Genomic DNA, 13012 nt, shown 5'->3' on the forward strand with positions numbered 1-13012 from the left:
CCCGTAGGGCGCGGGGTTCAGCGTGCGCAGCGACGCGTACAAGTCGCTGGGCCGCACGTCCGTGGTGGCCCGGAAGGTCTGGCTCAACACCACCTCGAACAGGTCACCGCGCGCGAAAGCGTCGAGCGCGCTCCGCACCCCAGCCTCGAACTCGGCTTCGGTGTGGTCGCTCTCGACGGGGCCCAGGTGGCCGCCGCGCGGCAGGTCGTCCGCCGCTCCCGCGACAGGTCTCGCGAGCCCGCGTGTGGTCGCCGTGCCCGTGGCCAGTTCGTAGGTCACGCGCTCGGCGCGCCCCTCTTGGGAGTCCACGAACACCAGCTCGTCCGGGAGGTACAGCACCAGATCGCGCGCCCCGAGCGGCAGCGGCAGCTGTGAGCGTACGGGCTCGAAGCGGAACCCGAGGCCGTAGCCGAACGCGCCGTACAGCCCCAGCAGCCCGTCGCCCGCGTGGCCCAGGTGTGCCACCAGGGCGCGCAGCAGGTCGAACACCGACGCCGACCGGCTGCGCTCCTCTTCCGACTCCGGGGCCACCGCGGGGCGCACGCGCGCGCGGATGACGTCGTCCGCTATCTGCACGTCCATGAGCGCGCTGGTCTCGCTCACCACGGGCAGCAGCATGCGCAGCAGGGCAGCCCCCCGCATGTTCAGGGCCGCGAGCTCCACGCGCTCGCTGCTGCACGTGATGCGCAGCGGCGGGTTCACCAAGCCGATGTCGTAGCGGCTGTAGCGCCCCGGGAACTCGAAGCTGGACCCGAGCAGCACGCCGGGCTGCGTGTCGAGCGCGCGCGCCATGGACGAGAGGGCCGCCCGCGCCTCGGTGAGCGTGAGCGGCAGCGTGTGACGCTCGACGTGGACACCGCCACCGGTGATGTAGTGCGTGGTGGCGTGCGCTTCGAGCGCGGGCGATGAAGCAGGGATGACGGACAGGGGCTGCATGGTCGAGACTCCTTGCCTCCCTCGCGCCCGCTGAAGTCCTCTCGCTTCGCTCGGCCGCCGGGAGGCGACCGGGGTCGCCTCTTCTGGGGCCGAAAACAGAACGGCCGCCAGAGGGAGGCGGCCGCGAACGATGACTGAGCAACGAATATCGCGCGGCGCCTCCTAGGAGGTAAACCACCAGCGCGGATACGAGTTGATGCTGCGAAGCATGGCCACAAGGTGGCGCACTACCCTGGGAGCGTCAAGTAGTCCGGTCTCGACCGCGTGCGCCCACTGGGCGTTAGCTCTCCGACACCACGATGACCTTGTCCGCCGTCGTGAACGTGATGGCGTCCGCCTTCTTCGGGTTCACCACCACGCCATAGGCCTGCGACGCGTCGAACGACTTGGCCGCGATGCGGTAGCCGATCGCGATCTCGCCGCGACGCCGCGCGGCCTCCACCACCGTGTGGAACGTCATGGCCTGCCCGGTCTGCACGTAGTGGTCCATGGGCTTCAGGTAGATCTCCGCGCCGTCCGGATCGAAGAGGTCCATGAGCACGGGGTACAGGTCCGCGTTCTCGGCGGTCTGGCACATCATCAAGCTCACCAGCTTCTCGCTCACGATGAAGTCGTCGGCTTGCGTGATCTCGGCCAGCTGCCGGTTCCGCACGTCGCGCATCTCGCTCACGATGGAGAAGTCGAGGTTCAGCCGCTCGCCCATCTCGCGCAGGTGCAGCAGCGTGACCAGCACGCGCGCGTCGGCCCGCTGCGCCGGGAGGTCGTCGCTGCACATCACCAGGATGTGGTCGAAGGTCTCGGGCTTGGTGGACTCGAGCACGCTGCGGTCCGTGGTATCGCCCGTGCGCACCTCGAGCCGCTGGGACACGAGCGGTCCGATGGCCTCCTCCACGTGGCTGACTTCGGCGGTGTCGGCGACGATGCGCACGTACGAGCCGGGCGCCACGTAGGCGTCGAGGCCACGTACGATGGCGGGCACACCGTCGCTGAAGCCCAGCACGAGGGTGCGCTCGGTCTCCACCGTCTTCGGCGGCGCCTCCACGATCAGCGCCGCGTCGAATCTTCGGAGCGTCGGTGCTCGCCACCAGCGTGTCGTCGTCGCGCGAGATGGCGATGATGCGGTCGCCCTTCTGGATGCGGGTGTCGAGCGGCGGCAGCACGCGCGGCCCTTCGCTCGTGCGGATGCCGATGACGGCCGACTCGGGGTACAGGAAGAGCGCCTCGCCGAGCGTCTTGCCCACCAGCTCGGGCGCCTCCGCGATGTAGATTTCGTCGCCGTCGAAGTCGAGCAGCTCCGTGTGCACCACCGAGAGACCCGACTGTCGGCACGTCTGCACGGTGATGCGCGAGATGAGGTCGCCGATGAGCACCACCGAGACCTCGGCCTTGCCCACCATCTTGGCGACCGCGACGTTCTTCTCGTCCTTCACGGCGGCCACGATGTGATACGGCTCGGCGCGCCGGTTGGGGGCGTTGGTGATGGCCAAGATGGCCTTGATGACCGTGATGTCCGGATCCTCGTCCTCGGGCGACAGCACGATGATGGACTTGGTGCCCTGCACGTTCACCATGTCGAGGTCGATCGGGTCGGCCGGATTTCCGGAGCGGCACACCACGCGCACGCGCCCCGTGTCGGGCACGCGGGCGCGCAGCTCGTCCTCCATCTCCACCTTGTCGCGCTCGGACAGGATGACCACGCACGCGTCGCGCGCGTTCTCGTTGGCGATGGTCAGCTCTGAGAGCACGGTGTCGATGGCGGACGTGAAGCCCAGGATGAGCACGTGGTCCGACTCGATGACCTTCGAGCGCCCCTTGCGCATCTCGTCGATGCGCGCCTCGAGACCCGCGTTGAGCACGCCGATCAGCGCGGACACCACGAAGATGCCACCCAAGGTGATGGCGAAGTTGGTGAGCAGGAAGGGCCAGCTGCCCGCGTCACCCCCCAGGGCGCCTGCGTCCATGGCGCGCATGAGCGCGTACCACAGCGTCTCCACGAAGCTCTTGTCCGCGACCTCCTCGGGCATGATGCCGAAGGCGATGACCACGATGGCGTACACCACCATCATCAGGAACGTGACCACCGCGAGCCAGGCGATCAGGGCACGCGTGCCCTTGGCCATGGAGTTGTCGAAGGCATAACGGAGGCGTTCTCGGACGGTCGGTTTCATCGCGGCCACAGGTACCACGGAACGCCCGGTTCCACTTGTTTTGAAAAGTTACAGGCATCCTTCCTGTTCGCCCCACCTTCGGCGCCGAGGGAGCGGGGAGTTTGCCGCGTCGCTCGTGGTACCAATTCGAGACCATGCCTCGCTGTCTCCCAACCATCATCGCCGCGTTCTTGGTCGCCTGTGGGACGCCCACCTACACCGAGGGAACCTACGCCATGGCCACGGAGAGCCTGGACGAGTGGATCGCCCGAGCCGATGAGCCCTTGCGCAGCGAGCTGGCCGCGCATCGGGCCGAGTTCGATCGTCGCATGACCGCGCTGCCCACGGACCCTGCGGCGCGGTCGGCCGCCATTGGGGACATCTACACGGAGGCCATGGAGACGCGCTCGACCTACCAGGGCGCATCCTCGACGACCTTCGCTCGCGCGCCCGTCCCGCGCTCGCGGCGTCGGGGCTCATCGGCTACTGGTCGGACAACAACTATCGCCTGAACATCGAGGCGGACGGTCGCATGAGCTACTCGCGGAAGGGCCAGAGCACCCACATCTCGGGCGAGATCATCCGGGTGGATCCCACGGGGCTCCGGTTCCAGGTGTTTGTACTCGGGTCGGCGGACCGCGAGTTCAGCGTGGAGCACGCGCCCCGCATGGAGGGAACGCTGCGGGTCATCCGGGTGAACGGCAATATGCTGCGGTTCTGGCAGTGACCCGGCGCGGCGCATCGCCCGGCGCGAAGTAGACTGCGCGCGATGTCCGTCTCCGCCTGCCAGTTGCTGTTCGTTGCCGTAGACCCCGAGGGCCTCGCCGTCGAGTGCGGCCCCGTCCACTTCACGCGGGCGCAGCTGACGCAGCGGTCGCTGTCCTTCGCGACCCTCCTGCGCGACGCGGACATCCAAGCCGACGACCACGTGGCCTTGCTGTGTCGCAACCGCGCGGAGGTGCTGGAGGTGGTGCTCGGGTCGCTGCTGGCGGGCGTGTGGCTCACCCCCGTGAACTGGCACCTGGCCGCCGCCGAGATCCGCTTCGTGCTGCGCGACTCGGGCGCGAAGCTGGTGGTGGTGGACGAGGCGCACCGCGCGCTGGTGCCGGAGGGCGTGGCCACGTTGCTCCTCGGGCCCGAGTACGAGCGAGCGCTCGCCAATGCCCAAGCGCTCCCGCTCGACCTCACTGCTCCGCCGGGGGGCACCATGATGTACACCAGCGGCACCAGCGGGCAGCCCAAGGGCGTGCAGCGGCAGCGCCCGAGCACGCTCCAGGCAGCGCTCGAGACCTACCGCGCCACCGCACGCCTGGTGGGCTTCACGGCTCCCGGCGTGCACTTGGTGCCCGGCCCGCTCTATCACGCGGCCCCGCTGCTGTTCGCGCTCTACGATGCGCTCTCCGGCTCCTCGGTGGTGGTCATGGACCGCTGGGACACCGAGCACTGCCTCGCCCTGCTGCGCGAGCGCGGGGTCACGCACGTGCACCTGGTGCCCACCATGATCGTGCGGCTGCTGCGCGTGCTGGATGCGCGCAACGAGCCCACCCCCACGGGGCTGCGCGTGCTCTTGCACGGCGCCGCGCCCATCGCGCCGGCCGTCAAGCACCAGGCCATCCGGCGCTTCGGGCCCGTGCTGACCGAGTACTGGGGCGCCACCGAGGGCGGCGTCTACACCCTACTGGACACGGCCGACTGGCTCGCCCACCCGGGCAGCGTGGGGCGCGCCCTGCCCAGCTTCGAGGTGTACGCCGTGGATGACGCCGGCACGCGCTTGGCGGCGAACGAGCGCGGCACCCTGGTGTGCCGTCACCGTCAGCTGAGCACGCCGTTCGTGTACCACCTGGCCCCGGAGAAGACGCGCGCGGCCTACGTGGCGGAGGGCGTCTTCACCGTGGGTGACCTGGGTCACGTGGACGAGCAGGGGTTCGTGTACTTGTCCGACCGGCGCAGCGACCTGATCCTGTGCGGAGGGGTGAACGTGTATCCCGCCGAGGTGGTGCGGGTGCTCGCCGCGCACGCCCACGTGGCCGACCTGGTGGTCACGGGCACGCCCGACGACGAGTGGGGCGAGCGTGTGGTGGCCGTCATCGAGCCCACCGCAGGCGCCGTCCGCGCCTCGCTGGAGGCCGAGCTGCGGACGCTCTGCGAGGCGGAGCTAGCGCGCTTCAAGCACCCCCAGCGCTACGTCTTCGTGGACCAGCTGCCGCGCCTGCCTTCGGGCAAGGTGCGCACCCAGGACATCGCGGCGCTGGTGGCGCCCGGCTAGCCGCGCTGTCACGGGATTCCCCCCCCTGTGCTGGGGAATCCAGGAGCTTTCACGGCGGGCCCACCCGTGGTACGTCCTCGCTCCGATTCGCCGCCGCTTCCGGCTCCACGCATGAACCCCTCCATCCTGCCTCCCCCGCTCAATGCAGAGCGCGTCGACACCGCCGGGCAGTCGCGCGCGGAGCGCCTGTTCCCATTGTTGACCACGCTGCGTGGGTATAAGCGCAGCGACTTCCGGGGCGACTTCATCGCGGGCCTCACGGTGGCGCTGTTCACCATCCCACAGGGCATGGCCTACGCCCTCATCGCGGGTTTCCCACCGTCGGCGGGCCTCGCCACTGCCGTGGCCGCCTCCATCTTGGGGGCCGCGTTCGGCAGCTCCGAGTACCTCATCAACGGGCCCACCAACGCCATCGCCGTCATGATCGCCGGCAACGCGGCGCTCTTCGCCACGCAGGGCGATCCGATCCAGGCCATCATCCTGCTCACGCTCATCATCGGCGTGGTGCAGACCATCGCGGGCCTGCTGCGCCTCGGGACCATGACGCGCTTCGTCAGCGAGTCGGTGCTGGTGGGCTTCACGGCGGGCGCCGGCGTCTACATCGTGGTCAACCAGCTGCCGGGTTTCCTGGGCGTGGCGCGCGCCGACGTGGTGCCCACGCTGTGGGGCTGGGTGCCCACCAAGTGCGCGCTCTTCGACTTCATGCGGCTGGTGAGCTCGCTGCACCACATCCACCTCGCCACGCTGGCGTTGGCTTCAGGCACGTTCGTGTGCGTGCGCGTCCTGCAGCGCCTCGAGCCCAGCATCGGGCGGCGCGTGCCGGCGCCCTTCGCCGCAGTGGTCATCGTGTCCGTGCTCGCGTGGCTGCTGGGCCTCACGGAGGACGGCACGCCGCACCGGGTGGCGCTCATCCGCGACATCGAGCCGCTCACCCGCTCGCTGCCTTGGCCACGCATGCCCACCTTCGACGCCCCGTCGTTCCGCGCGCTGGCGCAGCCGGCGTTCGCCATCGGGCTGATGGGCGCTGTGGAGGCGGTGGCCATCGGCAAGTCGCTCGCCACGCGCATGGGTCAGCGCTTCGACGCCAGCCGGCAGCTGGTGGGCGAGGGGCTCTGCAACGTGGGCGCTGCCATGGTGGGCGGCTTCGCGGCGTCCGGGTCGTTCAGCCGCACCATGGTCAACTTCGAGTCGGGTGCCACCACGCGCATGTCGTGCATCTTCTCGGGGGCGCTGGTGCTGGTCATCGTGGTGCTGTTCGCGCCGCAGGCCAACGAGATCCCCACCGCGGCGCTGGCCGGCACGCTGGTGCACATCGGCCTCAAGCTGGTGGACATCGGCCGCCTCAAGGCCGTGTTCGACAGCACGCCCGGCGACCGCATGGTGCTGGTGGTCACGTTCCTGGCCGTGCTCTTCGCCGAGCACCTCGAGAACGCGCTCTTCATCGGCATCGGCACGTCCATCTACTACGCGCTGCGGCGCGCCGAGGGCTTCAAGCTGCGCGTGCTGCTCGAGGGCGAAGACGGTGTGCTGCGCGAGGACCCGGACGTGGACCCCGCGGACATCGGGGACGTGACCGTGCTGAACCTGCAGGGCGAGCTGTACTTCGCGGCGGCCGAGGAGCTGGCGGCCGAGCTCACGCGCCAGCTGGACGCCAACACGCGCTTCCTGGTGCTGCGCGTCCAAGAGGCGTTCAACGCGGACGCCACCACGGTGGAGGCCATCGCCAGCGTGGCCGAGAAGGCGCGGGCGCGCGGCGGCCGCTTGATCCTGTGCGGCGTGCGCCAGAGCATGTACGGCGTGTTCGAGCGCGCCGGCCTGCTCGACAAGATCGGCAAGGACTCCATCTTCCAGACCGAGCGCGACCTGCTGCAGTCCACACGGCGGGCCATCGCCTTCGCCCACGAGCTGTCGGCCAAGGCGGCGGAGGCGGCGGCTGCGGCGGAGGCTGCGGAGGCGAACCAGCGCAGCTGAGGCCTCGAGGGGTGGTGGGCCGTCGAATGAGCCTTCGTTGCGCTCCCGGGGCCTCGTGCGACAGTCCCGCATGGTCGACGCTCTCCCCCCGCCCGACGCGCACGCGCCGGGTGCCCGCACCAGCACGCGCAAGCTGACGGCGGGCCTGATGCTGGGCGTGGGCGTGCACGCCATGGAGGGCTTCTCCATCTACACCGCGCTGCCCGCGCTCACGCTGGAGCTGAACGCGCGCGCGCTCTACGGCGCGGTGATCACCACGTACTTGCTGGGCTCGCTGGTGGGCCTGGTGTGGGCCGGCGTGCACACCGACACGCGTGGCCCGCGTGGCGCGCTGCGGGTGGGCCTGGGCGCCATCGCGCTCGGGCTGCTGGGCGCCACGTTCGCGCCCGACATCTACTCGCTGCTGGTGTGTCGTTGCTTGCAGGGCTTTGGCGGCGGGGCGCTCACCACGGTGCTCTACGCCGCGGTGCACCGAGCCTATCCGCGGGCCGAGCAGGCGCAGGTGCTGGCGCTGCTGTCGCTGGCGTGGGGCGGGAGCGCGGTGGCCATGCCCGGGCTGCTGGGTATGATCGTGGACCACCTGCACTGGCGCTACGTGTTCGCGCTGGGGCTGCCGGTGGCGGGCCTCGCGGCCGGGCTCATCCTGCCTTCGCTGCGCGGCGTCGAGCACCAGCCGCGCGCGTCGCTCGAAGCGGTGACCGCGGACGCCCCCGCGCGCCCACGCAAGCGCGTGCTCGCGCTGGCGGTGACCACGCTGGTGGCCGGCGCGACGCTGGGTCTGCACGCGCCCACGTTCGCAGGCGTGCCCGGGTGGCTGCTGCCGGCGCTGGGTGGCGTCGCCGTGGTGGGCGGGCTGGTGGCGCTTTGGCCTGCGGGCGTGTTCCAGCTGCGCGCCGTGCTGCCGGCGGCCGTGGGCGTGAAGACGCTGGCCTGCGCGCTGTTCTTCGGCGCCGAGGCGCACCTGCCGCTGGCGCTCACGGACATCCACCAGCGCGGCAGCACCTTCACCGGCCTGGTGCTCACCGCCGCCGCCATGGCGTGGTCCAGCGCCGCGTTCCTGCAGGCGCGCTTGCTGCCACGGCTCGGCGCTTCGCGCATCGCGCTCATGGGCGTGCTGGGCACCGCGCTCGCGGTGGCAGGGTTGCTCCTGCTGGTGGACCCCAGCGTCACGCCCTACCTGGCCCTGCCCATCTGGGCGCTGGGTGCGGCGGGCATGGGCATGGTCTACAACACCACGTCGGACTCGGCGCTGGCGGCCACGGGGGAGGGCGACTCGGGGGCCACCGGCACCGCGCTGGGCATCTCCGACTCGGTGGGCGCGGCCCTCGGCACGGGCGTGGCCAGCGGGCTGCTCAACGCGGCGCCCAGCCTGGGCGTGGGCCTCACGTGGGGCTGGATGGCGCTGCTGGTCCTGGCCGTGCCCATGGCGGTGGGGGCCAGCCGTCTCGGTGGGCGTCCACCCGTGGGCGCGCCGGTTTCCTAGCCATCGCTAGGCGCGTCCGCTAAACGGTGGGTCCATGCAGGGAACGGCGCGCCTCTCGGGTCACGTGTGGTCATCCGCGATCTTGCTCGCGGGCCTCTTTGGCTGTGGGCCCACCGACGCAGCGCCTCCCGTCTGCGAGACCTTCGACACGGGCTTCGAGCAAGAGCTCGCGGCCATGGCGGCCCCGCTGTCTCCGCGCGGCGCCGAGCTGCCTTCCACGCTGCTCACCACCTCCAGCTACGACCGCGCGTCGCTGACGCCCGGGTCGGAGGAGTGGTTCGCCAACTACGATCGCAACCGGTACTTGGGCCTGGACGCGCTCGGCCACGGCATCCTGGTCGAGCACACGGGCCCGGGGGCGCTGCTGCGCCTGTGGAGCGCCAACCCCAACGGCACGCTGCGCATCTACCTCGACGATGGTCGCGAGCCCGCCATCGAGGTGCCGTTCGAAGAGTTCCTCAGCGAGCAGAACCCGCTCGGGGCCGCGTTCGCGTATGGCGTGACCGTCAGCGCCCCGGGCGAGTACGGCGCCAACCTGTACGTCCCCATCCCCTTCGAGCGCTATCTGCGGGTGACGTACGAAGCGCCGGTGGACGCGGACCAGTCGGACCACCTCTTCTGGCAGGCATCCATCAAGGCCTACGAGCCCGGGGTGTGCGTGGAGAGCTTCGACCTCGGCGGAGCCAGCAGCTCCACGCTGACGGCCACCGGAAGCGCGCTCACGGAGCCCAGCGCCCCTGCTCCCGCCAGCAGCGAGACCCTCGCGTGGGACAGCGCCGAGGTCGCGCACACGTGGGCGGCAGGCGACGACGGCGCCGAGCTCGAGCTGCTGTGTGTGGCCAGCAGCGCCGCCATCGACAGCGCGCGCACCGTGCTGGAGCTCCGCTTCGACGGCGTGACCACCGTGCGCGCACCCTTGCGCGACTTCTTCGCGGGCCTGGCCGGAGGCACCTCCGAGACCACCTTCTACACCTCGTACGACGCGTCCACCGCCGAGTGGTGCACGCGCTTCCGCATGCCGTTCCGTGAGGGCGCGGAGCTGCGTGTCATCGCCCCCGGCGCCGAGCCCGAGCGCGAGCTGCGGCTGCGCTACACGCTGACCGCCACGCCCTTCGACAGCGCACGCTACTTCCACGCGCAGTGGCAGCGCACCCCGGCCGTGGTGGAGAACCAAAGCGACCAGCGCGCCGTGACCATCGAAGGCGGCGAGGGCTTCTTCGTGGGCCTGGTCATGGCGGCGACCAACCACTCGAAGTGCTGGTGGGGCGAGGGGGACGAGAAGGTGCACGTGGACGACGAGCCCTTTCCGCGCCTGTTCGGCACCGGCACGGAGGACTACTTCGGCTACGCGTGGGCGTCGTCCGAGGTGTTCCTCCAGCCCTTCCACGGGCAGCCCGAGGCCGACGTGGGGCAGGGCACCGACGTCTGCGGGCGTGGGGAAGACCTGGGCGGCACCTGGTGGAACTACCGCTTCCACCACCTCGACCCCATCGACTTCCAAGAGTCGCTGCGCTTCGATATGGAGGTCTGGCACTGGGGCGGAACACCCGACGGGGTGGCCCCCCTCGAGCAGGCTTTCACGGGCTTCTGGTACGGCAGCGTGGCCCAGGCGGCGCCCGCAGTCGGGGACCTCGGCACACGCCCAGGGGTGTGGCCCGCGCCCTAGCCGCCATGAACCGTGCGTACGGCCGGATACGATTTCGGTCCGCTCTCGGCATAATCGAGTGGCCAGTTGTGGGCGCTGTGGCATCTTTCCCCTCACGCCGATAGGGCGTCCAAACGCTCCGAGGGGAGATTCACATGACGGTTGAATGGAAGGCTGGCGCGCACGCGCTCAGCGTGGTCTTGGGTCTTGCGATGGTGGTGATGGGCTGCGGCGGAGGCAGCGGCGGCGACCCCGACGCGGGCACGGCGGCCGATGAGGGCGTCTCCCCCGATCAGGGCATGGTCGTGGAGGACGGCGGGCCCACCGATGCCTGCGCCGCGCAGGAAGACCTGCCCGATGAGGACAACGTGGACTCCAACTGCGACGGCATCGACGGCGATGCGGAGGATGCGGTCTTCGTCACGACCACCGGCTCGTTGGTGGAGAGCTCCACCGTGGGGACACGCGCCATGCCCGCAGGCAGCATCGCGTTTGGCATCTCGCTCGCGCAGGTACGTGGCAAGTCGCAGGTCCTCGTGGCCGCCGGCGACTACCCTGGGGCCGTCACCCTGGTCGAGGGCGTCGGGGTGTTCGGAGGCTACAGCGTGGCGGCCGACTGGGCGCGCACGGCGGTCATCGACACGCACATCGCGGGTAGCGTACTGGCCACCGACATCGAGGCGCGCACGCTGCTGTCGCAGCTCACGGTCACCGCGCCCGACGCCACCACGCCGGGCGGCTCGTCCATCGCCATGCGTGTCATCCGCTCGAGCGGCCTCGAGGTGAGCGACTCCACCTTCACGGCAGGGGCCGGCATGCCCGGCGTGGGCGTGACCACCACGCTCCCCGTCGCGCCCGCGGGTTCATTCGGCGACAACTTCGCGGCCACGCAGCGGGTGGCGGCGCTGCAGACCAGCAGCGGTGGCTCGGTGCTCAGCAACCCCGAGATCGCCGGCGGCACCAAGCAGAACCACGCCATGCCGAACGCGTTCGACTGCTCGGGCCTCGCGAGCTGCGGCCAAGTTCCCTTCGTGCAGCCGCACCTGCGCTCGCCGGGAGGCGCCAACACGTGCGGCTGTGGCCGCGGTGGCGAGGGCGGTGCGGGCCTCGTGAACCCCGCCCCACTCACCCTCGCCGCGTTCCAAGACATCATCGGGTCGTTTCAGGCGGGTCGAGGCGGCGCGGGCGCATTGGGCGAAGTGCCGGGCACCACCTGCGCGGCGCAGGTGCAAAACGGGGGTGGCGCGGCGGGGTATTGGAACGTCGGTCGTGTCGCCGTGGCCAACCTGTCGCTCAACGACATTGGCCCGCGGCCAACCGGCCCCATCCAGGGTTCGACCGGCGCTGCGGGTGCCGACGGCGCGGCTGGCCCACAGGGCGCTGCAGGCGCCGCCGGGTCGTTCGACGCCACCGGCTACGTCCCCAGCGCGGCGGGTGCCGGAGGCACGGGGGTGGGCGGCGCGGGTGGCGCGGGCGGCGGCGGTGGGGCGGCCTTCATGTGTGCGGACGAAGGCGTCCACAACGGCACGCCCAACAACTACGACGAGCTCTGGATCGTGATGACAGGCGGCGCGGGAGGCGGCGGAGGCGCGGGCGGCTGCGCCGGCACCGGTGGTGCTCCTGGCTCGGGCGGCGGTGCGTCCATCGCCATCTTCGTGTGGGAGTCCACGCCCACCTTCGTGCGGGTGACCGCCGTGGGGGGCGCGGGTGGACAAGGCGGCGCGGGCCAAGCGGGTCAGGTGGGCGGCAACGGGGGCAACGGTGTGGCGGGCCGCGGGCCCTTCAATGACGACCTCGGCTTCGGCGACACGTGGCCGTCGTGGACCGCATGGGAGAACGGCAATGCAGAGCGCTGGTGCGTGGGAGGCACCTCCGGCGGTCAAGGCGGTCGCGGCGGCAAGGGCGGCGACGGAGGCGGCGGCGGCGGCGGTGCCGGCGGCGACTCGATCGGCATTGTGCTCGCGGGCGGCTCCTCCACCAGCGCGTCCAGCAGCGACCTGACCACCACGGGTGGCACGGGCGGCGCGGCGGGCGACGGGGCTGGCACCGCCAACGACGGGGCCGCGGGTCAGTCGCTCGGCATGTTCAGCGCACCCTGACGCGACGGCGTCGGCCAGCAGCACACCGCTGGCCGACGTGTCTTTGCTTCAGCGGGCGGCCAGACGCCCGTGCAGCAGCGCCGCGAACGCGGTGCAGACGTCCACCGTGGTGAAGATGCCCACCACCTTGTGGTTCTGCATCACCACCGCGGACCCGTACTTCTTGCTGGCCATCTCGGTGACCACCTCGTCGATGGGCGCGTCGGGGGACACGGTGTAGACGCCCTGGCTCATGGCGTCCTCCACCAGAATGACGCTGGGATCCACGTCGCGGAGGGTCTCCACCAGCGCCAGGTCGCGCTCGGTGATCATGCCCACCAGCTCACCGCCGCGCAGCACGGGCAGGTGGCGAACCTCCAGCTCTTTCAGCAGCTTGTGGGCATGCGCTAGGGTTTGGTCGGAGCCCACGGTGTGCGGGCTGGTGGTCATGTACTTCTGGACGGTAGGGATAGACTTGCTCATGAG

At 70.8% G+C, this 13012-nt stretch carries 10 protein-coding genes; 7 read left to right on the top strand and 3 right to left on the bottom strand.

What is annotated here, in order from left to right; genetic code table 11:
* The coding region (locus tag IPI43_26960) for a chorismate-binding protein (GenBank protein ID MBK7777717.1) at positions 1-936 on the bottom strand (936 nt) is incomplete at its 3' end.
* A gap of 227 nt (positions 937-1163) precedes the next feature.
* Complete coding sequence (locus IPI43_26965; protein MBK7777718.1) at positions 1164-3104, bottom strand: hypothetical protein; 1941 nt, start codon at positions 3102-3104, stop codon at positions 1164-1166.
* A gap of 134 nt (positions 3105-3238) precedes the next feature.
* On the opposite strand from IPI43_26965, the gene IPI43_26970 reads away from it, so the two are divergent.
* The 7 genes from IPI43_26970 to IPI43_27000 all read left to right on the top strand — a co-directional run bounded on the left by IPI43_26970 (position 3239) and on the right by IPI43_27000 (position 12547).
* Entirely contained in the window at positions 3239-3595 is a 357-nt protein-coding gene (locus tag IPI43_26970) for a hypothetical protein (protein MBK7777719.1), read from the top strand.
* Between the two features lie 20 nt (positions 3596-3615).
* A complete protein-coding gene (locus tag IPI43_26975) occupies positions 3616-3810 on the top strand; it encodes a hypothetical protein (GenBank protein ID MBK7777720.1) in 195 nt (64 codons plus the stop codon).
* 42 nt (positions 3811-3852) lie between these two features.
* Positions 3853-5349, top strand: coding sequence for an AMP-binding protein (locus IPI43_26980; GenBank protein ID MBK7777721.1), 1497 nt, complete (start codon positions 3853-3855; stop codon positions 5347-5349).
* A gap of 111 nt (positions 5350-5460) precedes the next feature.
* A complete protein-coding gene (locus IPI43_26985; GenBank protein ID MBK7777722.1) occupies positions 5461-7320 on the top strand; it encodes a SulP family inorganic anion transporter in 1860 nt (619 codons plus the stop codon).
* Positions 7321-7390: 70 nt separating this feature from the next.
* Complete coding sequence (locus IPI43_26990) at positions 7391-8803, top strand: MFS transporter (protein ID MBK7777723.1); 1413 nt, start codon at positions 7391-7393, stop codon at positions 8801-8803.
* A 34-nt stretch (positions 8804-8837) separates the two neighbouring features.
* Positions 8838-10469 carry a DUF2961 domain-containing protein gene (locus IPI43_26995; GenBank protein ID MBK7777724.1) on the top strand — a complete coding sequence of 544 codons (1632 nt, stop codon included), beginning with the start codon at positions 8838-8840 and terminating at the stop codon, positions 10467-10469.
* A 134-nt stretch (positions 10470-10603) separates the two neighbouring features.
* Positions 10604-12547 carry a hypothetical protein gene (locus IPI43_27000; GenBank protein ID MBK7777725.1) on the top strand — a complete coding sequence of 648 codons (1944 nt, stop codon included), beginning with the start codon at positions 10604-10606 and terminating at the stop codon, positions 12545-12547.
* Between the two features lie 48 nt (positions 12548-12595).
* On the opposite strand, the gene IPI43_27005 is transcribed toward IPI43_27000, so the two are convergent.
* Positions 12596-12976: a CBS domain-containing protein gene (locus IPI43_27005; protein MBK7777726.1), complete on the bottom strand. Its 381-nt coding sequence runs from the start codon at positions 12974-12976 to the stop codon at positions 12596-12598.
* Positions 12977-13012 lie beyond the last annotated feature (36 nt).

The sequence above is a fragment of the Sandaracinaceae bacterium genome (genome assembly GCA_016706685.1).
Classification (GTDB): domain Bacteria; phylum Myxococcota_A; class Polyangia; order Polyangiales; family Houyiibacteriaceae; genus JADJJE01.

Excerpts from the sequence above, each read along its gene's own strand:
- IPI43_26970 (MBK7777719.1), top strand. The coding sequence starts at position 3,239 with ATGCCTCGCTGTCTCCCAACCATCATCGCCGCGTTCTTGGTCGCCTGT.
- IPI43_26980 (MBK7777721.1), top strand. The coding sequence starts at position 3,853 with ATGTCCGTCTCCGCCTGCCAGTTGCTGTTCGTTGCCGTAGACCCCGAG.
- IPI43_26985 (MBK7777722.1), top strand. The coding sequence starts at position 5,461 with ATGAACCCCTCCATCCTGCCTCCCCCGCTCAATGCAGAGCGCGTCGAC.
- IPI43_26990 (MBK7777723.1), top strand. The coding sequence starts at position 7,391 with ATGGTCGACGCTCTCCCCCCGCCCGACGCGCACGCGCCGGGTGCCCGC.
- IPI43_27000 (MBK7777725.1), top strand. The coding sequence starts at position 10,604 with ATGACGGTTGAATGGAAGGCTGGCGCGCACGCGCTCAGCGTGGTCTTG.
- IPI43_27005 (MBK7777726.1), bottom strand. The coding sequence starts at position 12,976 with ATGACCACCAGCCCGCACACCGTGGGCTCCGACCAAACCCTAGCGCAT.
- IPI43_26965 (MBK7777718.1), bottom strand. The coding sequence starts at position 3,104 with ATGAAACCGACCGTCCGAGAACGCCTCCGTTATGCCTTCGACAACTCC.
- IPI43_26995 (MBK7777724.1), top strand. The coding sequence starts at position 8,838 with ATGCAGGGAACGGCGCGCCTCTCGGGTCACGTGTGGTCATCCGCGATC.
- IPI43_26975 (MBK7777720.1), top strand. The coding sequence starts at position 3,616 with ATGAGCTACTCGCGGAAGGGCCAGAGCACCCACATCTCGGGCGAGATC.